This is a genomic window from Xenorhabdus cabanillasii, assembly GCF_003386665.1.
Lineage (GTDB): Bacteria > Pseudomonadota > Gammaproteobacteria > Enterobacterales > Enterobacteriaceae > Xenorhabdus > Xenorhabdus cabanillasii.
On record NZ_QTUB01000001.1, the window covers coordinates 509,229 to 535,417 of the forward strand.

At 44.2% G+C, this 26,189-nt stretch carries 23 protein-coding genes and 2 pseudogenes; 12 read left to right on the forward strand and 13 right to left on the reverse strand.

The window, feature by feature from the left end:
* Window positions 1–22 precede the first annotated feature (22 nt).
* From rpoN to BDD26_RS02560, 7 genes and pseudogenes are all read right to left on the reverse strand, one after another.
* The gene (gene rpoN / locus BDD26_RS02530; protein WP_115825457.1) at window positions 23–1,498 is read right to left on the reverse strand and encodes an RNA polymerase factor sigma-54; all 1,476 of its coding nucleotides are present in this window, start codon (window positions 1,496–1,498) and stop codon (window positions 23–25) included.
* 77 nt (window positions 1,499–1,575) lie between these two features.
* Window positions 1,576–2,301 carry an LPS export ABC transporter ATP-binding protein gene (lptB, locus tag BDD26_RS02535; RefSeq protein WP_115825458.1) on the reverse strand — a complete coding sequence of 242 codons (726 nt, stop codon included), beginning with the start codon at window positions 2,299–2,301 and terminating at the stop codon, window positions 1,576–1,578.
* Between the two features lie 44 nt (window positions 2,302–2,345).
* Window positions 2,346–2,889, reverse strand: a pseudogene (lptA, locus tag BDD26_RS02540) (lipopolysaccharide ABC transporter substrate-binding protein LptA).
* Window positions 2,870–3,463, reverse strand: a complete 594-nt coding sequence (gene lptC / locus BDD26_RS02545; RefSeq protein WP_038259568.1) for an LPS export ABC transporter periplasmic protein LptC — start codon at window positions 3,461–3,463, stop codon at window positions 2,870–2,872. The pseudogene lptA and the gene lptC overlap by 20 nt, the downstream one beginning before the upstream one ends.
* Before the next feature lie 19 nt (window positions 3,464–3,482).
* Window positions 3,483–4,046: a 3-deoxy-manno-octulosonate-8-phosphatase KdsC gene (gene kdsC / locus BDD26_RS02550; RefSeq protein ID WP_038259569.1), complete on the reverse strand. Its 564-nt coding sequence runs from the start codon at window positions 4,044–4,046 to the stop codon at window positions 3,483–3,485.
* Window positions 4,047–4,167: 121 nt separating this feature from the next.
* Window positions 4,168–5,136, reverse strand: coding sequence for an arabinose-5-phosphate isomerase KdsD (gene kdsD, locus BDD26_RS02555; protein WP_115825459.1), 969 nt, complete (start codon window positions 5,134–5,136; stop codon window positions 4,168–4,170).
* Between the two features lie 59 nt (window positions 5,137–5,195).
* The gene (locus tag BDD26_RS02560) at window positions 5,196–6,164 is read right to left on the reverse strand and encodes a calcium/sodium antiporter (protein WP_038259571.1); all 969 of its coding nucleotides are present in this window, start codon (window positions 6,162–6,164) and stop codon (window positions 5,196–5,198) included.
* A 224-nt stretch (window positions 6,165–6,388) separates the two neighbouring features.
* Between BDD26_RS02560 and mlaF the strand changes: the two genes are divergently transcribed.
* From mlaF to murA, 7 genes and pseudogenes are all read left to right on the forward strand, one after another.
* Entirely contained in the window at window positions 6,389–7,204 is an 816-nt protein-coding gene (mlaF, locus tag BDD26_RS02565) for a phospholipid ABC transporter ATP-binding protein MlaF (RefSeq protein WP_115825460.1), read from the forward strand.
* A gap of 33 nt (window positions 7,205–7,237) precedes the next feature.
* Window positions 7,238–8,021: pseudogene (mlaE, locus tag BDD26_RS02570) on the forward strand (lipid asymmetry maintenance ABC transporter permease subunit MlaE).
* Between the two features lie 4 nt (window positions 8,022–8,025).
* Complete coding sequence (mlaD, locus tag BDD26_RS02575; protein WP_038259573.1) at window positions 8,026–8,535, forward strand: outer membrane lipid asymmetry maintenance protein MlaD; 510 nt, start codon at window positions 8,026–8,028, stop codon at window positions 8,533–8,535.
* A 33-nt stretch (window positions 8,536–8,568) separates the two neighbouring features.
* Window positions 8,569–9,198 carry a phospholipid-binding protein MlaC gene (gene mlaC / locus BDD26_RS02580; RefSeq protein ID WP_115827476.1) on the forward strand — a complete coding sequence of 210 codons (630 nt, stop codon included), beginning with the start codon at window positions 8,569–8,571 and terminating at the stop codon, window positions 9,196–9,198.
* A gap of 1 nt (window position 9,199) precedes the next feature.
* Window positions 9,200–9,526: a lipid asymmetry maintenance protein MlaB gene (gene mlaB, locus BDD26_RS02585; protein WP_115825461.1), complete on the forward strand. Its 327-nt coding sequence runs from the start codon at window positions 9,200–9,202 to the stop codon at window positions 9,524–9,526.
* Window positions 9,527–9,763: 237 nt separating this feature from the next.
* Window positions 9,764–10,018: a BolA family iron metabolism protein IbaG gene (gene ibaG, locus BDD26_RS02590; RefSeq protein ID WP_038259574.1), complete on the forward strand. Its 255-nt coding sequence runs from the start codon at window positions 9,764–9,766 to the stop codon at window positions 10,016–10,018.
* Window positions 10,019–10,075: 57 nt separating this feature from the next.
* Window positions 10,076–11,329 carry a UDP-N-acetylglucosamine 1-carboxyvinyltransferase gene (gene murA / locus BDD26_RS02595; protein WP_115825462.1) on the forward strand — a complete coding sequence of 418 codons (1,254 nt, stop codon included), beginning with the start codon at window positions 10,076–10,078 and terminating at the stop codon, window positions 11,327–11,329.
* 106 nt (window positions 11,330–11,435) lie between these two features.
* On the opposite strand, the gene degS is transcribed toward murA, so the two are convergent.
* From degS to zapG, 3 genes are all read right to left on the reverse strand, one after another.
* Complete coding sequence (gene degS, locus BDD26_RS02600; protein ID WP_038259576.1) at window positions 11,436–12,494, reverse strand: outer membrane-stress sensor serine endopeptidase DegS; 1,059 nt, start codon at window positions 12,492–12,494, stop codon at window positions 11,436–11,438.
* A 163-nt stretch (window positions 12,495–12,657) separates the two neighbouring features.
* Window positions 12,658–14,037, reverse strand: coding sequence for a serine endoprotease DegQ (gene degQ / locus BDD26_RS02605; RefSeq protein WP_038259577.1), 1,380 nt, complete (start codon window positions 14,035–14,037; stop codon window positions 12,658–12,660).
* Between the two features lie 285 nt (window positions 14,038–14,322).
* Window positions 14,323–14,727 carry a Z-ring associated protein ZapG gene (gene zapG / locus BDD26_RS02610; protein ID WP_038259578.1) on the reverse strand — a complete coding sequence of 135 codons (405 nt, stop codon included), beginning with the start codon at window positions 14,725–14,727 and terminating at the stop codon, window positions 14,323–14,325.
* A 192-nt stretch (window positions 14,728–14,919) separates the two neighbouring features.
* On the opposite strand from zapG, the gene zapE reads away from it, so the two are divergent.
* The 5 genes from zapE to sspB all read left to right on the forward strand — a co-directional run bounded on the left by zapE (window position 14,920) and on the right by sspB (window position 18,657).
* Complete coding sequence (gene zapE / locus BDD26_RS02615; protein ID WP_115825463.1) at window positions 14,920–16,062, forward strand: cell division protein ZapE; 1,143 nt, start codon at window positions 14,920–14,922, stop codon at window positions 16,060–16,062.
* A 271-nt stretch (window positions 16,063–16,333) separates the two neighbouring features.
* Window positions 16,334–16,762, forward strand: a complete 429-nt coding sequence (gene rplM / locus BDD26_RS02620) for a 50S ribosomal protein L13 (protein ID WP_038259580.1) — start codon at window positions 16,334–16,336, stop codon at window positions 16,760–16,762.
* Between the two features lie 15 nt (window positions 16,763–16,777).
* Window positions 16,778–17,170 carry a 30S ribosomal protein S9 gene (gene rpsI / locus BDD26_RS02625; RefSeq protein WP_021323578.1) on the forward strand — a complete coding sequence of 131 codons (393 nt, stop codon included), beginning with the start codon at window positions 16,778–16,780 and terminating at the stop codon, window positions 17,168–17,170.
* Window positions 17,171–17,529: 359 nt separating this feature from the next.
* Entirely contained in the window at window positions 17,530–18,171 is a 642-nt protein-coding gene (gene sspA / locus BDD26_RS02630; RefSeq protein ID WP_038259581.1) for a stringent starvation protein SspA, read from the forward strand.
* Window positions 18,172–18,174: 3 nt separating this feature from the next.
* Window positions 18,175–18,657 carry a ClpXP protease specificity-enhancing factor gene (gene sspB, locus BDD26_RS02635; RefSeq protein ID WP_038259582.1) on the forward strand — a complete coding sequence of 161 codons (483 nt, stop codon included), beginning with the start codon at window positions 18,175–18,177 and terminating at the stop codon, window positions 18,655–18,657.
* A 94-nt stretch (window positions 18,658–18,751) separates the two neighbouring features.
* Here the strand turns inward: sspB and BDD26_RS02640 are convergent, their stop codons facing one another.
* The 3 genes from BDD26_RS02640 to gltB form a co-directional block, all read right to left on the reverse strand.
* Window positions 18,752–19,261, reverse strand: coding sequence for a hypothetical protein (locus BDD26_RS02640; protein ID WP_244922630.1), 510 nt, complete (start codon window positions 19,259–19,261; stop codon window positions 18,752–18,754).
* A gap of 573 nt (window positions 19,262–19,834) precedes the next feature.
* Window positions 19,835–21,253, reverse strand: a complete 1,419-nt coding sequence (locus BDD26_RS02645; RefSeq protein WP_115825464.1) for an FAD-dependent oxidoreductase — start codon at window positions 21,251–21,253, stop codon at window positions 19,835–19,837.
* Window positions 21,254–21,262: 9 nt separating this feature from the next.
* A complete protein-coding gene (gltB, locus tag BDD26_RS02650) occupies window positions 21,263–25,720 on the reverse strand; it encodes a glutamate synthase large subunit (RefSeq protein WP_115825465.1) in 4,458 nt (1,485 codons plus the stop codon).
* Window positions 25,721–26,189: the final 469 nt, after the last annotated feature.

The following is a 26,189-nucleotide window of genomic DNA, read 5'->3' on the forward strand; positions in this document are numbered from 1 at the left end:
GTGTTTTCCTTCTCTGTGTTGTTCAAACCAATTTTTTACGTTGGTTTGAAGGCGGGATGGATAACGACTCTCTATATTTTGCGACAGTTCGACGTGCTACCTGAATGCCTTGCCCGGCAAGTAAGTTTGTCAATTTACTGTCACTTAGTGGCTTGGCCGGGTTTTCTGCCGCGACCAATTTTTTCACCAGTGCCCGTATCGCCGTAGAAGAGGCTTCACCTCCGCTATCAGTATTAACGTGACTGGAGAAAAAATATTTCAATTCAAAAATCCCGCGTGGACTATGCAGATACTTCTGGGTTGTCACACGGGAAATAGTGGATTCATGCATGTCAACCTGATAGGCGATATCAGCCAGTACCAGTGGTTTCATGTATTCCGCACCATATTCAAAGAAATCTTGCTGTCGCTCCACAATGCAGTTACTGACTTTCAATAACGTTTCATTGCGACTTTCGAGACTTTTTATCAACCATTTGGCTTCTTGCAGGTTATTACGGATAAACAGGCTGTCACTCTCATTATGAGATTGTTGCCCTAGTGCGGCATAATGCTGATTAATGCGCAGACGAGGGATGTTATCGGTATTCAGCCTGACCTGCCAGCGTTCATTCTCTTTCTGGACTAATACATCGGGAATAACGTATTCGGATTCTCCGGTATTCACCATTAATCCGGGCTTCGGCTCCAGTGACTGAATGATATCAATTGCTTTTTTTAATGCACTTTCTTTTAATTTGCTCTGTCGCAACAAATTTCGAAAGTCTCGGTTGCCCAATAGTTCAAGGTACTTGCTGGTAACCAATTTTGCTTCGTTCAGGTAAGGTGTTTCTGCTGGCAGCATTGCAAGCTGGATCAACAGGCACTCACGTAAATTACGTGCCGCAACACCAGTGGGATCAAAGTGTTGTACACGCTTGAGTACGGCTTCGATTTCTTCTAACGTCAGTTCATCATCACCAATGCTGGTAAGGATTTCCTCGACAGGGACTGTCAGGTAGCCTGTTTCGTCAATGGCATCAATGATCGATGTGGCGATGGCTGAATCTGTTTCAGTAAAGGGAGTCAATGCAGCCTGCCACATTAAATAATCTTGTAATGTCTGGGTTGTTTCACCTTGATAGACGGGAAAATCATCCGCGCTGTAGTCATTTTTTGCTCCCAGGGATGTACCCGCGGTGTAAATTTCATCCCAACTGGTATCAAGGGGAAGCTCTTCAGGCATATGCCGTTGTTCAAGGGCTTCAAGAGTATCCATGACTTTTGTTTCGGTATCAGGATATGTTTCTGCATCAGGGGCTGTTTCCGCATCAGAATAGCCCTGAGTATCAATTTCTTGATGCAGGTCTTCTTGCTCAAGCATAGGATTGGCTTCCAAAGCTAGTTGGATCTCCTGTTGAAGTTCAAGCGTAGAAAGTTGCAACAAACGGATAGCTTGCTGAAGTTGCGGCGTCATCGTCAATTGCTGACTGAGCTTGAGTTGCAAACTTTGCTTCATAACGTTCTCACTTCCTCCTGAACTGATACTTAATGCTCCTGAACTGAATGCCCCTGAATTTTGCCTGACAATGTGCCTTAAAGCCGGAAGCCCTCACCCAAATAAACGCGCTTAACTTGCTCATTACTGAGGATATCTTCTGGTGTACCGTGGGCAATCAAATGCCCCTGACTGACAATGTAAGCGCGTTCACAAACATCCAGTGTTTCACGGACGTTATGGTCAGTAATCAGAACGCCCAGACCACAATCCCGTAGGTGTTGAATGATCTTTTTAATATCAAGAACAGAAATAGGGTCAACACCCGCAAAAGGTTCATCCAACAGAATAAATTTAGGATTAGCGGCCAGTGCGCGGGCGATTTCCACACGGCGGCGTTCACCACCGGACAATGATTGGCCAAGGCTATTACGCAAATGAGAAATATGAAACTCTTCCATTAATTCTTCGGCGCGCGCTTTGCGCTGTTCCTGATTGATATCTTTACGGATCTCAAGAACCGACATTAAATTATCGTACACGCTCAGCCGACGGAAGATTGAGGCTTCCTGTGGCAAGTAACCAATGCCCCGGCGGGCACGTTCATGCAGAGGTAGCAGGCTGATATCTTCATGGTCTATAGTGATAGTACCTGCATCACGTGGCACAATGCCGACGACCATATAGAAAGTCGTGGTTTTACCTGCACCGTTTGGCCCAAGCAGGCCTACGATTTCACCTGATTTTACTTTCAGGCTGACATCCTCAACGACCTTACGTCCCTTATAAGCTTTTGCCAGATTGTCCGCGTTTAATATTGCCATACGTCGTTAATACTCTTTTTTATGAACACCAGTTTTTATAAACATCAGTTTTTATGAACATCGGTGTTGTTAACACCAGGGCCTTTTTCCTGTAACTGAGAAGGTAACAGAACGGTGGTGACATGTTTACCTTTATCACTAAAGGCTTCCATTTGCTGTGTTGGCACTAAATAGGTGATTTTATCGCCTTTGATGTTACTGTCGAGCTGTTCAAGATAAGCATTGCCTGTCAGTGTGACTAGCTCACTACTCATTTCATAGCGCATTTTCGAAGCATGGCCTTTGATGGGTTTACCATCATCCTGTAATTGATAAAACGTTGCAGGATTGCCGTAGGCTTCGATAACGGTTTTTTTTTGAATCACCGTCAGGGCGCGTAACTACGACCTTATCAGCCCGAATATCGATAGAACCTTGTTTTACGATAACGTGATCCGTAAATGTGGTAACGTTCCTCGTTACATCCAAAGATTGTCTGGCTGAATCAATGGTAATGGGTTTTTTTGTATCATCTTTCAATGCCAGCGCAGGCTGGCTAACTGCAACCAGTGTACTGGTAATCAGGATATTACGGATTAGGTTCTTCATGTGGAATCTCATAGCGAGTGCTCACCTTTTCAATCAATTCAGCTGTTTTGTCTCGTAGATTGCCGCGCATTCTCATACCAACAGATTGCAGCCCGACTCCCTCTAAAGTGACTTTATCGTCAGATACGACGTCCTGAGTCACGAGATTGACTGTTGCATTATCTGTTGTGATCTTTTGCAATTGTGATGCGTCATTTAGGCTGTCCACTTGGACATCCCCATATAAGTAGAGCATATCATCATGGGTAAGTTTTGCTTTATTGGCGCGTACTGTCCATGTTGGTTTCGGGGATGTGGATGAGCCATTAGCGTCAAAAGTAGTCAATACTGGCTTGGTAAACCAAGTCAGTTTTGTTTCCGTATAATTTTTAACATCATCTGCCACTAGTTTATAAGCCAATTTACCCCCTGGATCATAAACAAATGTGATGGCTTCCTCTGTTTGATAAGTAGGATAACTATCATCTAAAATTGGTGATAAGGTGTCTTGATTTGAATTGGATAAATTCCAGCCAATCAATGCAAGCACAATCAAAGTCAGTATTGCGATCAGCCAGGATTGAGTTCTGCTCATTCTGTTTTCAGTTCATATTTTATATTGATAACCCTTTGGCATCTTCAAGCTTATTCTGAGCGAAAAGCACCAAATCACAAAGTTCTCTGACTGCTCCACGACCACCAGCAATCTGAGTCACATAATCCGCCTTCGGCAGCAATAATGGATGAGCATCGGCCACCGCAGCCGATAACCCGACCTGAGCCATTACAGGCCAATCAATCAGATCATCGCCGATATAGGCAACCTGTTCAGGTTGTAGCGTTAGTTTATCCAACAGTTCCTGATACGCCAAAATCTTATCGTTCTGACCTTGGTAAAGATATGTAATACCAAGAGTTTTTGCGCGATTTTCCAGCAATTTGGCTTGGCGGCCAGTTATAATTGCAACTTCGATACCGGAGGTAATTAAACAACGGATACCGTAACCATCACGAACATTAAAGGCTTTCAGCTCTTCACCTTCGTTGCCCATATATATCAGGCCATCCGACATCACACCATCAACATCGCAGATCAATAGACGGATCTTTTTGGCTTTCTCGATAATTTCTTTATTAACTGGGCCATAACAGGTATCCAGATATTCGTTTTGCTTCATTCAGGAATTCTCTACTACATTAATTGTCACTGGCGTTGCGTTATAACTAGTATTAAATTGTGACAGGCCTTTGGTTACAGGCCTGTTTATTACTATTTTACCAGATTTATATGACGGGTTTTTATACAACTCCTGCTTGCAGTAGATCGTGCATATGTAATACACCAAGCAAGGTATTGCCTTCTGTAACCAGCAGGGAGGTAATATGACGTGATTGCATCAGATTCAGGGCATCAACAGCTAACGCATTCGGTTTGATGCGGATCCCCCCCGTGGTCATAACGTCAGAAATTTTGGCGTTGTTTAAATCAATACCCATATCGAAAACGCGGCGTAGATCCCCGTCAGTAAAGATACCATCGATCTGCATATCATCACTACAGATGACCGTCATGCCCAGTTTTTTCCGTGTGATTTCTATCAATGCTTCGCGCAGGGTGGCTGTGCGGGGTACTCGGGGAATATTATCACCAGTGGTCATCAGGTCACCGGCCAGTAGCAAAAGTTTACGTCCAAGTGTACCACCGGGATGGGAAAGGGCGAAATCTTCTGCGGTAAAACCACGGGCTTCTAGTAGTGCAAGGGCCAGGGCATCGCCCATGACCAGCGTTGCAGTTGTGCTGGTTGTGGGAGCCAATCCCAATGGGCAGGCTTCTTGTGGTGTTTTGATGCACAGATGGATATCAGAGGCTTTGCCCATACTACTGTTACAGTTATTTGTCATACAGATGAGTGGAACTTTTTGCCGCTTAAGTATCGGAATTAAGGCGAGGATCTCATTGGATTCACCGGAATTGGAAATTGCTATAACAATGTCTTTTGGGGTCACCATGCCGAGATCACCGTGACTGGCTTCTCCGGGGTGGACAAAGAACGACGGAGTTCCGGTGCTGGCAAATGTTGCTGCCATTTTTCTTCCTATGTGGCCGGATTTACCCATCCCCATGACAATGACTTTGCCCTCGCAGCCAAACATTAACTCACAGGCTTTGCTGAAATCATCATTGATGTATTGTTCCAGTCTCGCCAATCCGTCGAGTTCGATATGTAATACTCTCTTACCTGCTTGCTGAAAATCGATCTTAGGCATTTCTACTCCCACTTCTTCCCATTCAATCGGTAATTATTCAGTACATTAATCACCGGATATTAATCACCAGACATCACAAAAAGTACGATAAAATAAGCGATAAAACAGCTGAGTAATAGCCCGCCGTTCAATCGGTTCAACCGATGTTTTCTTCTCACACAGAATATCGTGAATAGTACACTTGCTGCCATCATGATCCAGAAATCCCGGGAAAAGGCATAGGATGAAATAACACTGGGTGAAAATATGCTGGAAATACCTAATACAATGGTCATGTTGAAGACATTAGAACCAATGATATTTCCTATTGCCATATCATTTTCACCTTTAATGGCCGCAGCAATAGAAGTAGCAAGTTCAGGCAGGCTTGTTCCCACAGCCAAAATTGTCAGTCCAATAACCAGATCACTGATACCATAAATATGTGCAATCACGGTGGCATTATCAATTACCATGCGGGTAGATATCGGCAGGATAATTAACCCTAAAACAACCCAAAGCAGCGCGATCCCTTTGTTGCCTTCAATGGGCAGTTCTGAGTCCCGCTCCCGTGTGTAGTTGTCGATATCATTACATTGGGAGCTTGCTGTCATTTTTATCATTATTGATATGAAAAATAACGCGGTAAACAACAGGACAATACCATCCAAACGACTCAGGTAGTTATTGGACAACAAGTAACCTGCAAATCCTATAATCAGCAACATCAGGGGCAATTCTCGCCGCAGAATTTCTGATTGCACTGTTATTGGACGAATAAGTGCGACGGCGCCGGTAATCAACAGTAAATTTGTAATATTAGAACCGATTGCATTACCCACAGCCATGTCTGGTAACCCATTCAGACTTGCGGTGACAGATACCATCAATTCTGGCAAAGAGGTGCCGATTCCCATAACCACCAGGCCAATAATAAAAGGTGGTATTTTTAATGCACGGGCAAACACCGCAGCACCATATACTAATCTATCAGAACCATACACCAGTAAAATCAACCCGGTAATCAGCAGTACAATAGTCAGAAACATGATGTGTTCCTTAGATAAGATTTCATTGAGCACAATGGTGTTGGTTGATTTTTAAACAAAAATATTTATTTAGTCAGAGTTATATATTCTGAAGGTCGAATGATAAAAAGTAAAATTTGCTATCACTTTGCTAACGCAAATTTGGCAATTTTTTTGTAGTATGCATCACTGATTATTTGGAAACAGTAAGCAATTAGTTTATTAACAATTAAGGGCTATCAATAATGAGTCAACAAACAGAAAATCTTATTGAGATCAGCGGCATGTATTTTACCCGTGGTCAACGCCCAATTTTTGCTGATATTAACCTGACCGTCCCTAAAGGAAAAATAACCGCCATCATGGGCCCTTCCGGTATTGGGAAAACGACTTTGCTGCGTTTGATTGGTGGGCAAATCCGTCCTGATTGTGGTGATATTTGGTTTGATGGCGATAATATCCCAGCATTGTCCCGCCCCCGCCTTTATGCCGTCCGTAAGAAAATGAGCATGTTATTTCAGTCAGGTGCGTTATTTACGGATCTGAATGTTTTTGACAATGTCGCTTTTGCTTTACGTGAGCATACCGATCTGCCCGAAGAGTTAATTTATACTACGGTAATGATGAAACTGGAAGCGGTAGGATTACGTGGTGCCGCTCAATTGATGCCTTCGGAGTTGTCCGGGGGTATGGCAAGGCGGGCAGCTTTGGCGAGAGCGATTGCACTGGATCCTGATTTAATCATGTTTGATGAGCCGTTTGTTGGTCAGGATCCGATTACAATGGGGGTTCTGGTAAAGTTGATCGATGAACTTAATCACGCTCTTGGTGTCACCTGTGTTGTGGTTTCTCATGATGTTCCTGAAGTATTAAGTATTGCTGATTATGCTTACATTGTGGCTGAACAAAAGGTCATTGCAGAAGGTACACCGGAGCAACTGAAAATGAATCAGGATCAACGAGTACGACAGTTCCTTGATGGCATTGCTGATGGGCCAGTGCCTTTCCGTTTCCCTGCGGGGGATTATAAAACCGAGTTATTAGCTAATAAAATTAGTTAGTAACAAAATAGTTATTAGGATATTGGAATGTTGATGTTAACACGGGCATTGGCAACATTGGGCAGACGGGCGATTGAAATTGCCGCTTCATTCGGCCGTGCGGGGTTCATGCTGTTCAGCGCAATTATTGGCAAACCAGAACCTGCCAGACAGTGGTTATTATTGCGTCAGCAGCTTTATAGTGTAGGTGTTCAGTCACTGCTGATTATTGTCGTTTCAGGTTTATTTATTGGCATGGTTTTGGCGTTGCAGGGCTATTTGGTGCTGAAAACTTTCAGTGCTGAAGGTAGCCTGGGCATGATGGTAGCTTTATCGCTGTTGCGGGAATTAGGCCCGGTAGTGACGGCACTATTGTTTGCTGGTCGCGCAGGATCTGCATTGACCGCAGAAATTGGCCTGATGAAAGCAACAGAACAAATTTCCAGTTTGGAAATGATGGCAGTTGACCCATTGCGTCGGGTCGTCGCCCCGCGTTTCTGGGCTGGTTTTATCAGTATGCCTTTATTATCGCTAATCTTTGTTGCAGTTGGCATTCTGGGCGGTGTGATGGTCGGTGTGGATTGGAAAGGCATTGATAGTGGTTTTTTCTGGTCTTCCATACAATCAGCGGTGGAGTGGCAGAAAGATATACTTAATTGTTTTCTTAAGAGCGTAGTTTTTTGCCATCACGGTTACATGGATCGCGCTGTTCAATGGTTATGACGCTATCCCAACATCGGAAGGGATCAGCAGGGCAACGACGCGCACGGTGGTCCATGCGTCGTTGGCAGTATTGGGCTTGGATTTTGTGTTGACGGCACTGATGTTTGGGAACTAATTCGATGCAAAGTAAGAAAAATGAAATTTGGGTTGGAAGTTTTGTCTTAATTGCAGTGGTAGCAATCATTTTTTTATGTCTGAAAGTCGCTGATATTCGGTCTTTCGGTAATCAGACCACTTATCGTATCACTGCTGCCTTTGACAATATTGGTGGATTGAAAGAACGTTCTCCTGTCAAAATCGGGGGCGTTGTTATTGGCCGGGTAGGGAAAATCTGGCTGGATAAGAAAACCTATACGCCACAGGTCGGGCTGGATATTTTCACGCAGTACGACAATATTCCAAGTTCCAGTTCTCTTTCTATTCGGACCTCTGGTCTGTTGGGTGAACAATATGTCGCGTTGAATGTAGGGTTTGATGATCCTGATTTGGGCGTCACCATGCTGAAAGATGGAGATAAAATTGAGGACACTAAACCTGCGATGGTTCTTGAAGACTTAATTGGTCAGTTCCTGTACAAGAGCGGAGGCGGGGAACATCAGTCTTCTGCTGCTCCTGCACAGGCACACTAACCAATAATCCACTGCTTAGGAGAAATGCTAATGATGTTTAAGCGATTACTTATGGCTGCCTTACTGGTGGTTGCACCATTTGCCAGTGCTGTTGATCAAACCAACCCTTATGTATTAATGAAGGATGCAGCGGAAAAAACGTTCTCTCGTCTGAAGAATGAACAGCCGCAGATTCAGGCGAATCCTGAAATACTGCGTCAGATTGTGCATCAGGAATTAATGCCTTATGTGCAGGCAAAATATGCAGGGGCATTGGTATTGGGGCCTTTCTACAAGCAAGCGACACCAGAGCAGCGTGACGCTTATTTCAAGGCATTTGAGTCTTATCTGGAGCAAGCTTATGGTCAGGCTCTGGCAATGTATCATGGACAAAATTACCAGATTGCTCCTGAGCAGCCACTGGGTGATAAGACCATCGTAGCGATCCGCGTCACCATCACAGATCCTAATGGTCAACCACCTGTTCGCCTCGATTTTCAGTGGCGAAAAAACAGTAAAACCGGGTACTGGCAGGCTTACGACATGATAGCAGAAGGTGTGAGCATGATTACGACAAAACAGAATGAGTGGTCGGAAATTCTGCGCCAGAAAGGTATTGATGGTTTAACTGAGCAACTGAAAATCAGTGCACAAGTTCCAATCACTTTGGAAAAGAAAAAGTGATATGAAAAACCGGGAAAAGGATAAAGTGCCTGATAGAATGCAGTTAAGTTGGGAACAAGAAGGAAATACGCTGTTTCTGAAAGGTACGTTGGATCGCGATAGCCTGTTATCCTTTTGGCAGGAAAGAGACAGCGTATTGGCTCAAATAGATAATATTGATGTTTCCCAACTTGAACATGTGGATTCCACGGGGCTGGCCTTATTTGTTCGCGTAAAGGGCGACAGGCAGCAACAAGGCAAAGCGCTGACATTTTCTGGTATAAGGGAGCGCCTGCAAACGCTTATTGCGCTTTATGGTCTGCAAAGTATCTTTGCAGACCATTTATAACCGGAGAAGAATTCACCAGAAAAAGGCAATCCACCTAAAAAAATGTCATGCTTTTGTTCTATATACTCTATGGATTTCAGGACGTAGCTAACAACGCTGCAACCAGAAAGACGGTGGGTATAATTATCGCCCTTATGAGTCCTTGTCTTATAAGGGCGTTTTTCTTGGTTTAAGAGTCGCCTGGATTCCATTACGATAGGCGTCTACTATTATTTTAACAGCGAGTGTGAGCAAACTATGGATACTAATGAAATTAAAAAAGTACTGATGGAAAAGTTGGTACTTGATGAAGTTATCGTTAGTGGTGATGGCAGTCATTTTCAGGTAATTGCAGTGGGTGAAATTTTTGGTGAGCTAAGCCGTGTCAAACAACAGCAGGCAGTTTACGCACCCCTGATGGAATACATCGCTGATAACCGCATTCACGCACTGTCAATTAAAACCTACACACCAGCACAATGGCAACGTGACCGCAAGCTCCAGGGGTTTTGAGGTTGTTTGCATCGCCGCGAACAGCACACTTTGAATTAAATAAGAGAATCATGACAGATGGATAAATTTCGAGTGAAAGGGCCTACCTGCTTGTCAGGAGAGGTGACTATTTCCGGGGCAAAAAATGCCGCATTACCAATCCTGTTCGCAGCGTTGCTGGCGGAAGAGCCAGTTGAATTACAGAATGTTCCTGAACTAAAAGACATTGATACCACAATCAAACTGCTGAACCGTTTGGGAACGAAAATAGAACGTAATGGTTCGGTATTTGTTGATGCCAGAGGGGTCAATAAATATTGTGCGCCTTATGAGCTGGTTAAGACCATGCGTGCTTCTATTTGGGCATTGGGGCCACTGGTGGCACGTTTTGGGCAGGGGCAGGTTTCTTTACCCGGTGGTTGCGCTATCGGGGCCCGTCCTGTCGATCTTCATATTTCCGGACTGGAACAGCTTGGTGCGAAGATTGTACTGGAAGAAGGGTATGTTAAAGCATCTGTAGATGGTCGTTTAAAAGGTGCCAGCATCGTCATGGATAAAGTGAGTGTCGGTGCAACGGTAACTATCATGACAGCAGCAACACTAGCGGAAGGTAAGACCATCATTGAAAATGCAGCACGTGAACCTGAAATCGAAGATACGGCCAATTTCCTGAATACATTGGGTGCAAAAATTACGGGAGCAGGAACTGATCGTATTGTGATTGAAGGTGTCGAGCGTTTAGGTGGTGGCGTTTATTGTGTATTGCCCGATCGTATCGAAACAGGAACTTTTCTTGTAGCAGCGGCGGCTTCCCGTGGAAAGGTTATCTGTCGCAAGGCTAAACCGGATACATTGGATGCTGTTCTGGCTAAATTACGTGAAGCCGGAGCTGATATTCAGGTAGGTGATGACTGGATTAGTTTAGATATGCATGGCAAGCGACCAAAAGCAGTAACATTTCGCACTGCACCACATCCGGGCTTCCCGACTGATATGCAGGCACAATTTAGTTTACTGAATATCGTTGCTGAAGGTGTGGGTATGATCACCGAAACTATTTTCGAAAATCGTTTTATGCATATCCCTGAATTGATCCGTATGGGTGCACATGCAGAAATTGAAAGTAACACCGTACTTTGCCACGGTGTAGAAAAATTATCTGGTGCTCAGGTGATGGCAACAGATTTACGCGCTTCTGCCAGTTTGGTATTAGCTGGCTGTATTGCGGAAGGAACGACCATCGTCGATCGTATTTACCATATTGACCGGGGCTACGAGCATATTGAAGATAAGCTGCGCGGTCTGGGCGCCAATATCGAACGCATTAAGTAAGATAAATATACTCTCTCCCCAATGTGTGTGGGGAGAGAATACGCGAGAGAGAATTGAGGAAAGAGCTGAACTGAAAACCTGAGCGTTTCCCATTTAATGATGGATCTCAGTGTTCATCAAATTCCTCAATCGTAACGTTGAAAGTGAGGGTTTGTCCATCGCGCAAGACGGTAACAGGAACGATGCTACCGGGGCGGATTTCAGCAACCTGATCCATTACTTCGGGAGGTGAAATTGCAGGTTTATGGTTGAAGCTGATGATGATATCCCCCACTTGAATGCCTGCCTTTTTGGCAGGGCTGCCCGGTAAAAGCTGGAAAACCCGAACTCCCTGAATTTGATGAATATTGGTTCCTGAAGAACGAATATTAGGCAGTTCTTTTGTTGAAATACCGATATATCCTCTGATAACTCGCCCGTCACGGATTAATTTTTGCATGATTTTTGTTGCAAGCTCTGTGGGAATGGCAAATCCTAATCCTTCAGGTGTAGAACCAAACTCAGACTTATCAAATGACAGTGTATTGATGCCCACCAGTTCGCCTAATGTATTAACCAGTGCGCCGCCGGAACTACCCTGATTAATTGACGCGTCTGTTTGCAGAAAATTTTGTCGCCGTGTCGGGCTGAGTCCAACACGCCCGGTCGCACTGATAATGCCCTGAGTAATCGTCTGCCCTAAGTTGTAAGGGTTGCCGATTGCCAGCACGATATCGCCCACATGGGGAGTGCGTTTGAGATTGATAGGGATCACCGGGAGATTTTCAGCGTTTATCTTGAGGACAGCCAGATCAGTCGGGCTATCAGAGCCGACCAGCAGCGCCTCATAAAAATGCCCATCTTGCAACGCCACAATAATAGATCCCACTTTATTGATGACGTGTTTGTTGGTGAGTATATAGCCCTGCTCACTCATGATGACGCCGGAACCCAGAGGGATAAGCTCTCGTGGTTCATGGGAAAAGCTACCTATGCTGGTGCTGTAGATGTTAACAACAGCAGGAGCTGCCCGGCGAACGCCCTGACTGTAACTGGAAGGTTTTTCTGTATTGTTGCTGTATAGGAAATTATTTAACTTATTGGGACGCAGTGATGGTATGGCAACCAGTAAAATCGCTGCAATAAGTAATCCTACCAATATGGAGCGCAGTAATTTGATCAGCATGGCATTATTCAAGAATCAATAAGTTAAAAAAACATAGCACAGAAGCGAACAGACACAGCTTATGCTGTGTCTGCCTTTTCTATACCTTTTATCTTTCGGGTTGTTTGTTGTCACACTGTTTGTTGTCACCTCACAACCTGAAATTCATAGAGGTATATATCGATTAATTATTCAGCAACAGGTAAATGTTATCGCTACCACGCAGAATATTCAGGGCAATAACGGATGGTTTTTCTTCCAGTATCTTTTGTAGTTCGTTGATATTTTTAACGCGAACATTATTAGCACCGATAATTAAATCATTCTTCTGTAAACCAACCATTGCCGCTGGTGAATTTTTGGCAACTGCATCAACTTTTACGCCAGGAGTATTATTCACTATGCTAGTGCTGAGAGTCGCACCTTGCAGAGCAATACTCAGTTTTTCCGCTTTAGTTGCCTGATTTTTACTGTTTTCCAGTATGACGGTTACTTCCATTGGTTTCCCTTTACGCAGTAAACCAACTTTGACCTCTTTACCTGGAAGGGTAGTACCAATCTTCGCCCTTAACTCAGCAAAGCTATTAATTTTTTTGCCATCAATGGAGACCAGTACATCTCCTGGCTTGATACCGGCTTTAGCCGCAGCAGACTTAGGCGTGACTTCACTGACAAATGCACCTTGTTGCGCATCAATATTCAGTGCTTTGGCGATATCTGCTGACATTTCGGTGCCTCTGATACCGAGCAGGCCACGTTTTACTTCACCATGAGCAATCAGTTGATCGGCTAAATTCTTGGCCATATTACTTGGGATGGCAAAGCCAATACCAACATTGCCACCGCTTGGTGCGACGATAGCAGTATTAATACCGATAAGCTCCCCTTTCAGGTTAATCAGAGCACCACCAGAGTTACCCCGGTTAATAGAGGCATCGGTCTGAATAAAGTTTTCCAGACCTTCCAGATTCAGGCCACTACGGCCAAGGGCGGAAATGATCCCTGAGGTAACGGTTTGCCCCAGCCCAAATGGGTTGCCGATGGCAACAGCATAGTCACCGACACGTAGCTGATCTGAGTTAGCAAATTTGATGGCAGTCAGATTCTTGGCATCTTTTAACTGTAAAAGAGCAATGTCAGTTTGTGGGTCACGCCCGATGAGTTTGGCGGAATATTCACGTCCATCGTTGAGCTGGACTTTAATTTTATCCGCATTGTTGATGACGTGATTGTTAGTAAGTACGTACCCTTTATCGACATTGATAATGACACCAGAACCTAATCCCTGGAATGGACGACTTCTTTTTTCCATTGGCGGAAAACCTGGCCCAAAGAAAAACTGGAAGTCTTCTGGTAGCTGGAGCTGTTGGGTTTGCACCTCAGTACCAGCAACATGTACGGTAACGACGGAAGGAAGAACTTTTTCTAGCATTGGAGCCAGGCTCGGCAATTCTTGAGAGGCTATGGCGGCAGGTAAAGCTGCATTACTTACCATTGGAACCGAAGCCAAAGATAATCCAATACTGATCGCAAGTGCACTGAGTAATGTGTTTTTACTTTTCATTGAATACGTTCTCTTACATACCTAAGCCAGAAAAGGAAAATCGTACTTAAAATTCCCATCTCATAAGGAAACCCCGTTTCCTGAGAAATTATACTGATTGAGACAGGTCTCAAGCATATTGTTTCGTTGCAGTTATGACTACCAAGTATTCAGCAAAGTTCACTAATAATGTAGTTTTGTTGAATGTCTTTACAGGGATTTACCTGAATAAGAAATAAAAAACAAACGTATACAACAGGATAAAATAGCTTGCCGTGGCACCGATTGTCACCACGGCAAGGGGATTTATTGTTTTTGGTCTTGAATTGGACGAAACAGGCCAGATGCACCTTCAGAATAATCTCGCGGAGGCATATCGGTGACGATTTTATTAGAATCGGTCTTGGATTCGTTAAGACGGTAATTAAAGGGATTATCCTGTACAGGCATGTTTGGCATCAGCTCATTGGAGCTTTTGGCCATATGCTGATACAACTGGCGATAATCACGAGCCATATTATCCAGTAATTCGGCGCTGCGGGCAAAATGGCTAACCAGCTCTTTACGATACTCTTCAAGTTCTGCCCGATTTTTCTCCAGTTCTGCTTGTACAGCATTTTGCTGACGCAATTTTGTGCTGCCAAAGCGGACAGCCAGTGCTCCGATGATAAAACCAATAATTAATCCGATCAGTGCGTATTCCCAAGTCATGGCAACTCCTTTATTAACATCACAGCTATCACTATAACCGTTAATTCAGTCAGAGTGGAATATTGATTATTATTTAATTAATTTATATATCACCTGAGATGTTAATTTTATACGAATTTGTCATGATAGGTTGTGAGTTATACCCAAGGTATGTAGACCGGGAATAAACAATTTTTAAGGATTACCACGTTAATGTCACCGATTACACCTTCGTCTCTTTACCAAATTGCGCTGTCTGATGGTCAGTATCAACCTGATGAAGTGCAGCACAATACAGTTGTCCGCCTGGATATCATTTATCATGATCTCGTGCAGTTTTCTGCCAGTAGTACCTTACATTCAAGTGGCGTGAAGGCAAATGGATTGAAAGGCCTATTGAATAAATTGCTGAAGCGTTCATCAACAGAACAGATTCGTCCGATTCAGGGGCTTTATATGTGGGGAGGCGTGGGACGAGGAAAAACCTGGTTGATGGATATGTTTTTCCAGAGTTTGCCTACTGAACGGAAATTACGCCTTCATTTTCACCGTTTTATGCTACGGGTACATGAAGAATTAACTGAACTACAGGGGCACGAAAACCCTCTGGAAGTTGTGGCGGATGGTTTCAAAGCACAAACGGATATACTCTGCTTTGATGAATTTTTTGTTTCTGACATTACGGATGCCATGATACTTGGTACATTGTTAGAAGCTTTGTTCAGGCGGGGAATTGCATTGGTAGCAACATCAAATATCCCACCAGATGAACTGTATCGGAATGGATTACAACGCGCACGTTTCCTGCCAGCGATTGAACAAATCAAGAAATATTGTGACGTGATGAATGTAGATGCCGGAATTGATTATCGATTGCGGACGCTCACTCAGGCACATCTTTATTTGACGCCACTGTCGGAAAGTACCCACCAAGAGATGCATCAGGTTTTCCTGCGTCTGGCCGGGCGGGAAGGTGAGCCAGCTCCGGTACTGGAGATTAACCATCGTAAGATGCCTGCGATTAACAGTGTTGATGGTGTGTTGGCAATCAATTTCAAGACGTTGTGTGAGGATCCCCGGAGTCAGTTGGACTATATTGCTTTGTCTAAAATCTATCACTCTGTTTTGCTGCATGACGTACCGGTGATGACGGTGTTGAATGAGAGTGCTGCGCGGCGTTTCATTGCATTGGTTGATGAATTCTATGAACGTCACGTGAAATTGATCATCAATGCTGAAGCCTCAATGGAAGAGATTTATCAGGGAGAATTACTCCGTTTTGAGTTCCAGCGTTGTCTGTCCCGTTTACAGGAAATGCAGAGTGAGGAATATTTACAGCGCCCGCATCTGCCTTGATATTCGGTGAAATTATAGAGAGATTTCGCCAGGATTACCGTTATCTGGCGGGATAATTATTGAATTTGGGGTCGATTTTTTATTGCGACTTCTCTATAATCTTGCGACCCCACGTTACAGCAGGATTTTTTATTTCCCGAAAAACTTGCATTAGTGCCGGCATAGGCTATTCGAAGGGGTAGGTTTGCTGGACATGAGTCGTGTGAGCCTCAAAAAAGTTTCTGAACCTCGAGCGTTCACCAACGTGTAACTTATAATTGGGTAAGCTTTAATGAAAACTTTTACAGCTAAACCAGAAACCGTAAAACGCGACTGGTATGTTGTTGACGCAGACGGCAAAACTCTGGGCCGTCTTGCAACTGAAATAGCTCGTCGCCTGCGCGGCAAGCACAAAGCGGAATACACTCCGCACGTTGATACTGGTGATTACATCATTATTGTTAACGCAGAGAAAGTTGCTGTAACTGGCAACAAACGTGCTGACAAAATCTATTATCACCACACTGGCCACATCGGTGGTATCAAGCAAGCGACCTTTGAAGAGATGATTGCCCGCCGTCCTGAGCGTGTCATTGAAATCGCGGTTAAAGGCATGCTGCCAAAAGGGCCACTGGGTCGTGCAATGTACCGTAAACTGAAAGTTTACGCGGGCAGTGAGCACAACCACGCGGCACAGCAACCACAAGTTCTGGACATTTAATCGGGATTATAGGCAATGGCTGAAAATCAATACTACGGCACTGGTCGCCGCAAAAGCTCCTCCGCTCGTGTCTTCATTAAGCCAGGTAGCGGTAACATCGTAATCAACCAACGCAGTCTCGAAGTTTACTTCGGTCGTGAAACTGCGCGCATGGTTGTTCGTCAGCCACTTGAGCTGGTTGACATGTTGGACAAACTGGATCTGTACATCACTGTTAAAGGTGGTGGTATCTCTGGTCAGGCAGGCGCAATCCGTCACGGTATCACCCGTGCACTGATGGCTTATGATGAGACTTTGCGTTCTGATCTTCGCAAAGCTGGCTTCGTTACCCGCGATGCGCGTGAAGTTGAACGTAAAAAAGTGGGTCTGCGCAAAGCACGTCGTCGTCCACAGTTCTCCAAGCGTTAATTTTTTGCCGCCATGGTGGCATTGGATTAATGTTGAAACCCGCCATTTTTATGGTGGGTTTTTTTATCTTCGGGTTTTCTTTCCTTTGTGAATACTCTTTTTTTTCCAGAAAAAAAAGCATATTGCAGAGATAAGTCTCTGAACTCCGATATATCATCATTAATTCTTAATCTACTTCCCCACAAAATGTTCAAAATCTGGTAGACTAGTGACAATTTTTTGCCTTATCCATGCGTTTGCCTGATTTGTCTATAATCCTCGGATAATAATCGCGAAGCCGGATGAGAATATGAGCGAGAATAGCCATTGTTCATTGAAGGGCTGTTCGTTCCTTTTTTTAGATAAACTTGGAGGTTTTCATGGCTGTCGCTGCCAACAAACGTTCGGTAATGACTCTGTTTTCCGGCCCGACCGACATTTTTAGCCATCAAGTGCGAATTGTACTGGCGGAAAAAGGGGTCAGCGTTGAAATAGAACACGTTGAAGCAGGCAATTTGCCACAGGATCTTATTGACCTGAACCCGTATCAGACGGTTCCTACCCTGGTTGATCGTGAGCTGACTCTTTATGATTCTCGCATCATAATGGAATATTTGGATGAGCGTTTCCCGCATCCACCGCTCATGCCTGTATACCCTGTTGCACGTGGCTCCAGCCGTTTGATGATGCACAGAATTGAAAAAGACTGGTATTCCCTGATGTACAAAATTCAGGGAGGGAATATACAGGAAGCCAATGCTGCACGGAAACAGCTTGCTGAAGAGTTGCTGGCGATAGCACCTATTTTCAGAGAGATGCCTTTCTTCATGAGCGATGAATTCAGTCTGGTAGACTGTTATCTCTCTCCTCTGTTGTGGCGTTTACCTGTACTGGGTGTTGAGTTGTCTGGCCCGGGAGCCAAAGATCTTCAAGTCTATATGCAACGTGTATTTGAACGTGATGCGTTTCTGGCTTCATTGACAGAAGCGGAGCGTGAAATACGTTTACAGTCACGGAGTTAATGTATGGGTATGACTCAAATATCTCCCCGCCGCCCTTATTTACTGCGGGCACATTATGAATGGCTGCTGGATAATGATTTGACTCCGCATATCGTTGTGGATGTTACTCAATATGGAGTAAGCGTTCCGATGGAATATGCGCAGAACGGGCAGATCATCCTGAATATTTCCCCACAGGCGGTTGGTAATCTGGAATTAGCCAATGACGAAGTTCGCTTCAATGCTCGTTTTGGTGGGGTAGCACGGCAGGTTTCTGTTCCTATGTCTGCTGTGATCGCGGTTTATGCTCGTGAAAATGGGGCCGGAATGATGTTTGAGCCAGAAGTAGCCTATGAAGCGGGATCTGGGCAGGAAGATTCCGATTCTCCGGCGGCTGATAATCTGGTGCTGATTCGTGATATGAAAACACAGCGTGATAATCATTCCCCTGATGATGAACCACCTCAACCACCAAAAGGCCGTCCGACATTACGTGTGGTAAAATAGGCACGTAAACCATGCAGTACCAATAAACCGATAAAATAAAGGAGATAAACATCTCCTTTATTTTTGGTTGTATTTATTGGTTATTGGTATTGTATTACAAATATTCAGTGTAAGACTGGTTCAACTCCCACTGACATATCTCTATATTTTCTTTGTCCTTTCTGCTTGCTGATTTTTTGGCTGCCGTTAAACTTTTAGCTACATTTCGAACAAATTGCTCTTTTTTTTCCAAACCTATTAATGTTGGTGGAATATTACAGATATCACTTGATAAGGAAGGTTTGCGTTTGTTTGCCAGCGTTAGAACTTCAACAGGATTATTAATTAAGGCAAAAGATAAGGAATTAAAAATCTGTTTGGAAAAGTCTTGATGTATGTTGGGAGTTAATTCAAAAGCGATTTTTACCCATTCAGGATTTCCGGTCGTAATATAATAGGCAATTTCATTCCTTTTACCTTGTTCACCGATTTCAGCAACGATGGAATTCACTCCCCTCTCTTTTACTTGCTGTCTGATTTCTGTAGGGGTGGATAAACCAGCGACCGAAGGGGAGCTAATCAAGAGTATGAAGGGGAGCAAAGATATTTTAGTTAGTAAACGCATTTAGTTCTCGGAGTTACTATTATGTAATTAATTTTAAATTGGTTATTATTTAATTAGTTATTTTATTCTACTTGAAAGCGCAGGCTTCAAATCTGTAATTTGCGTATAAATCATCATCTTATTTCATTAATCCTTCATATCTTCTTTATATCCGGCAGGTATATGCTGAAACCTTTCTTTAAAAAAGAAATAAAACCTATTTTTAAGATTAGCTAGGATATTAAATTCAAATATTTACTTTTGGGATATAAGAATAGTCGCATAACACAAAAAAATACAATAATCATGGTAGTAAAAGGGAAATTATTACTACCTCTATAGTAGGTGGTGGTTATAGAGAACAATTTTCTGTGCACACAAAAAATGTACCAGACGAATCAAAAAATATCAATAAATTGATCGTCAATAACGATTAATTTTATATATATTGATAGGATTCATCAATCAAATGAAAAATGATCACTAATTCCAACAAGAGGTGGTTTTAGAATGACAATAAAAGAGAAGTGAGAGTCTATTTTGTGAGATTTTCTCCGATCAAAAGACCGGAGAAAAATTCAGGATAAAATGAAATTAAACCTCAAGGTAATCAAGAATGCCGGAGGCGGCTCCTCTGCCTTCAGCAATGGCGGTGACTACTAAATCAGAACCTCTGACAGCATCTCCACCAGCAAAGATTTTAGGGTTGCTGGTTTGGAAAGGAAAATCACTGGATTCGGGGGCGATAATGCGTCCTTGTTGATCAAGATTGACCTGATATTCATCCAGCCATTGCATGGTGTGTGGTTTGAAACCAAACGCCATAATCACAGCATCAGCTTCAATGATAAACTCTGAATCTGGCATGATTTCAGCCTGGCGCCGGCCTTTTTCATCCATTTCACCTAATTGTGTTTTAGCTACTCTGACACCTCGAACATGACCTCTATCATTGACTTCAATGCTGACTGGTTGGAGGTTGAATTGGAATTCAGCGCCTTCTTCCCGGGCATTTTTTACTTCACGGCGAGAACCGGGCATATTGTCTTCATCCCGCCGATAGGCACAAATCACTTTGGTTGCACCCTGACGGACAGAAGTACGTACGCAGTCCATTGCCGTGTCACCACCCCCCAGAACCAAAACCCGCTTACCTTTCATATCAATATAGGGTTGTTCCGGTAATTCTTCATAGCCCATTAAATGACGGGTATTGGCAATTAGAAAAGGCAGAGCATTATATACCTCGTCGGCATTTTCATTTTCCAGGCCGCCATGTATGGACTGATAAGTTCCAACGCCCAAAAAGACGGCATCAAATTGCTTTGTGAGTTCAGCAAGTGTGACATCTTTCCCTATTTCTGTATTTAGGCAGAATTCGATACCCATTTCGGTAAAAATTTCTCTGCGTCGGCTCATGACCTCTTTTTCCAGTTTAAAAGCAGGAATACCAAATGTGAGCAATCCGCCGATTTCAGGATGTCGATCGTAAACGACAACCTGCACACCATTGCGTGTCAGTACATCAGCGCATGCTAATCCAGCAGGGCCTGCACCAACGACGGCGACTCGTTTGTCTGTCGTGCTCACGTGTGACATATCGGGTTTCCAACCCATCGCAATAGCAGTATCGTTAATATAACGCTCAATATTACCGATAGTGACGGCACCAAAGTCGTCGTTCAGTGTACAGGCACCTTCACACAGACGATCCTGCGGACAAACCCGTCCACAAACTTCCGGCAGGCTATTTGTTTGATGGGATAGCTCTGCTGCTTCAATAATGCGGCCTTCATTGGCTAATTTTAGCCAGTTCGGGATGTAGTTATGTACCGGGCATTTCCACTCACAATACGGATTTCCACATGCGAGGCAGCGATCTGCCTGCGCCTGAACTTGAATTTCAGAAAAAGGCTCATAAATTTCCACAAATTCTATTTTGCGGATTTTCAACGCTTTTTTTGGGGGATCGACACGCTGTAGGTCGATAAATTGATAAACATTTTGACTCATTCTTAACTCCTACTGCGCCTGAACTCGCAATTCTGCGGAGGAGCGGCTGCGGTGCCCCAGCAGTGCACTGACATCACTGGACTTAGGTTTAACCAGTGCGAATTTATTGACCCATTGTGACCAGTTTTCCAGAATACTTTCACCGTGTTGGGAGCCGGTCAGGCGAACATGTTCGGTGATTAATCCGCGTAAGTGTTCTTTATGAATGGAGAGGGTATCAATTGAAAGAACTTCGACTAATTCAGAGTTAACCCGTTTGCGGAAATCATCAGATTCATCGAGAACATACGCGAACCCTCCTGTCATACCTGCACCAAAGTTGACTCCTGTGTTACCCAGAACACAGACTATTCCACCTGTCATATATTCACAGCCGTTATCTCCGATACCCTCAACCACGGTGATGGCACCTGAATTTCTGACTGCAAAGCGTTCACCTGCACATCCGGCGGCAAACAATTTTCCGCCAGTTGCACCATAAAGGCAGGTATTGCCAATAATCGTTGCTTCGTGACTTTTGAATGCAGAGCCAACCGGAGGCAAAATAACAATCTGTCCACCTGCCATACCCTTACCGACGTAATCATTGGCATCACCGGTTAATGTTAATCCAACTCCGCCTGCGTTCCAGACCCCAAAACTTTGTCCGGCTGTTCCTGTAAAATGTAATTTTATTGGGTTACCCGCCAGCCCCTGATCACCATGTATTGCGGCAATCGCGCCAGACAGTGATGCCCCGACAGAGCGGTCAGTATTCTGGATATCAAAATAGAATTTTTTACTCTGCGCTTTTTTTACAAAAGGCAGGGCCTGATTGATAATCGCTTTATTGAGCACACCCTGATCAAAGGAAGGGTTATCTTCAGTGCAATACTGGGCTTTGCCTTCATGGGGCTGTGCTGTTTCCAGTAAAGGTTCAAGATTGAGTTTACTCTGCCTGGCAGAGATACCTTCCAGTATTTCAAGCAAATCTGTGCGGCCAATCAAATCTGTTAATTTGCGTATTCCCAGTTGAGCCAGAATTTCACGCGTTTCCTGTGCGATGAAGCGGAAATAATTCATTACGCGTTCAGGCAGCCCGTGATAATGAGACTGACGCAATTTCTCATCTTGTGTTGCTATTCCGGTTGCACAGTTATTGAGATGACAAATTCTCAGGTATTTACAGCCGAGCGCAACCATTGGTCCCGTACCAAAACCAAAACTTTCTGCACCTAAAATAGCGGCTTTGATAATGTCCACACCTGTTTTTAACCCGCCGTCAACCTGAAGACGAATTTTATGGCGCAAACCATTAGCGACCAGCGCTTGCTGGGTTTCTACCAGGCCGAGTTCCCACGGACAACCGGCATATTTTACAGAGGACAGAGGACTTGCTCCTGTTCCTCCGTCATAGCCGGCGATGGTGATTAAATCAGCATAGGCTTTTGCTACTCCGGTAGCGATGGTTCCTACACCCGGCTCTGAAACCAATTTCACAGAAATCAGGGCATTAGGATTGACCTGTTTCAGATCAAAGATTAACTGGGCCAAATCTTCGATAGAATAAATATCATGATGCGGTGGTGGCGAAATCAGAGTCACACCGGGAATCGAATAACGTAGTCTGGCGATATAAGGTGTCACCTTATCTCCCGGTAATTGTCCGCCTTCACCGGGTTTTGCTCCCTGGGCAACTTTAATTTGAATGACATCGGCACTGCTTAAATAAGCAGGAGTGACGCCAAAACGCCCGGAAGCAACTTGCTTAATCCGGGAAACTTTTTTCGTACCATAGCGAGCGGGATCTTCTCCACCTTCGCCGGAATTAGAGAAACCACCCAGTGTATTCATTGCTTCAGCCAGTGCTTCATGTGCTTCAGGGCTTAGCGCACCAATTGACATAGCTGCGGTGTCAAAACGTTTGAACAGTGCTTCGGCGGGTTCGACTTCTTCAATGGAAATCGGCTCTCCTTTTGGCGATATTGCCAGCAGGTCGCGTAGTGTTGTGATAGGACGGCCGTTAACCAATTGTGAGTACTTCTGATAATCACTGTACTTGCCGCTATGAACTGCTGTTTGTAAAGTACTCACGACATCAGGGTTATAAGCGTGATATTCCCCATTGTGGACATATTTTAGTAATCCACCCTGATCGATGGTGTGGCGGTGCAGCCACGCCCGTCTGGAAAGGTTACGTAAATCTTGTTCGAAGTCGTTGAAATCAGCGCCTTCAATCCGGCTGACGACCCCATTGAAGCAGAGAGCTGTTATTTCAGAATGTAAGCCGACAGCTTCAAACAACTTAGAACAGCGATAGGAAGAAATCGTGGAGATGCCCATTTTGGACATGATCTTATATAACCCTTTATTGATACCATTACGATAATTCAGCATCACACGGGCATATGGGGTATTGATTGTGCCGTCATCGATCATTTTGCCCAATGATTCATACGCCAGATAAGGGTAAACAGCGGTAGCACCAAAGCCAAGCAACACCGCGAAATGGTGTGGATCGCGGGCACTGGCGGTTTCGACTATCAGGTTGGCATCACAACGCAAACTTTTTTCCACCAAACAGTGCTGGATGGCACCAACTGCCATTGGGGCAGGGATCGGTAATCTTTCCGGAGAAATATTACGGTCGGATAAGACCAGCAATACCGCACCATTACGGACACGTTTTTCTGCTTGTTCGCACAGGGTTGAAACTGCGGTTTTGAGATTAGTTTCTTGTGGGTTAAACGTTAAATCCAATGTTTCTGCGCGATAATAAGAGCCTTGCTGTGTTGTCAGTTGCACAAAATCGGGATAGAGCAGTACCGGGGATTCGAAACTCAGGCGGTGGGCCTGTCCTTCAGCTTCACAAAAGACATTCATCTCCCGGCCTATGCGGGTGGACAGTGACATAACATGTGCTTCACGCAGCGGATCGATGGGAGGATTGGTAACTTGAGCAAATTGCTGGCGGAAATAGTCGTAGATTATGCGTGGGCGGCTGGAAAGTACGGCAAATGGTGTATCATCTCCCATTGAACCTGTTGCTTCCTGACCATTCTCGCCGAGTACGCGGATGATTTGATCCAGCTCTTCATTACTGTAGGCAAACTGTTTGTGATAGGTTGCCAGTATGCGATCGTCAAAATCCCGTGTGCCAACTTGTTCTTCTGGTAATTTTTCGAAAGGAATCAGGTGATTGACATTCTTTTCCAGCCACTCTTTATAAGGATGGCGGCTTTTTAAATCATTATCGGTTTCGGCAGAATGGAGAATTCGGCCTTTCCGGGTATCGATTACCATTAATTCACCTGGGCCGATGCGCCCTTTTTCTACGACTTCATCGGGTTGGTACTCCCAGATCCCCACTTCTGAAGCACAGGTGATCAGTTTATCCTTGGTAATAACATAACGTGCCGGACGTAAGCCGTTGCGGTCGAGGTTACAGGCTGCATAGCGCCCGTCTGAAATAACGATACCAGCCGGCCCATCCCACGGCTCCATATGCATGGAATTAAAATCGAAGAAAGCACGCAGATCTTCATCCATATCTGGGTTGTTCTGCCAGGCGGGGGGAACCAGTAAACGCATTGCACGGATCAAATCCATACCGCCATTAAGAAACAGTTCCAGCATATTATCCAGTGAACTGGAATCTGAACCCGTTTCGTTGACAAAAGGAGCCGCAGTTTGTAAGTCAGGGATCAAAGGGGTACGGAATTTATAGGCTCTCGCTTTGGCCCATTCGCGGTTTCCGGTGATCGTATTGATTTCACCATTATGAGCCAGATAACGAAACGGCTGTGCTAATGGCCAGCGAGGGACGGTATTAGTTGAAAACCGCTGATGGAACAGGCAGATTGCTGACTCCATGCGTAGATCTGCCAAATCTGAGTAAAACCGAGGCAGATCAGCCGCCATACATAGCCCTTTGTAAATCGTGACCAGATTGGAGAGGCTGCAAATATAAAAATCGTCATCGGTAATGCGTTTCTCTATACGGCGACGGGCAATGAATAGACGACGTTCCAAATCCTGTGATCGCCATCCGGCAGGGGCATTAACAAAAATTTGTTCAATGCGGGGGAGGCTTGACAGTGCGATGTTGCCTAAAATATCGCGATTGATAGGGACTTCTCGCCATCCGGCAATGGACAGCGTTTCATTTTCTAATTCTTGTTCAATAATATCGCGGCATGATTGGGCTATCTGGCTATCCTGACTCAAAAACAACATACCGACGGCGTAGTTCTTTGCCAGACGCCATGATTGTTCATTGGCAATCATCTGGAAAAACCGGTCAGGTTTTTGCATTAATAAGCCACAGCCGTCACCCGTTTTTCCATCTGCCAGAATTGCTCCCCGATGTTGCATTCTGGCAAGTGCATGTATTGCTGTGCGCACAACCTTGTGGCTTGGCTCCCCTTCAATATGTGCGATTAATCCAAAGCCACAGTTATCTTTTTCCTGTAATTTGTCATACAACATGGTAAAGCTCCCAAGTTCTGTCCAACTCTTACATCACTCACGAGATGATATAGATTATTATTGCTACAGACGTCTGAATTGCGCCCTCAGTCAAATACCATTTGTTTTAGTTTGTTTTACCGGTAATAACTATTTGTCAGTCATAACCGTTAATAGAAACAGCAGAGCGAAATGATATTGTATTTCTGTATAAGGTCACTGCATAAATATGAGCTGGGGAAAGAACCAACAGGTAATTTTCAGCGAATTCCCAACTTAGCGAGAAAAATAAAACAGGTCAAATAATGTTAGATCGTGTTTTATGTAATTGAAAAATGCATATCAGTTTGAATTAAAATAAAAATATTGTTATTGCCTTATTATGTGACTCAGATCATGACTTAGAGATGATGTGAGTTATATCACTAATTTATCCATAGTATGTGTTTTAAATATGCTTAAAAAATGACTTTTTTTAGAATATTAATCT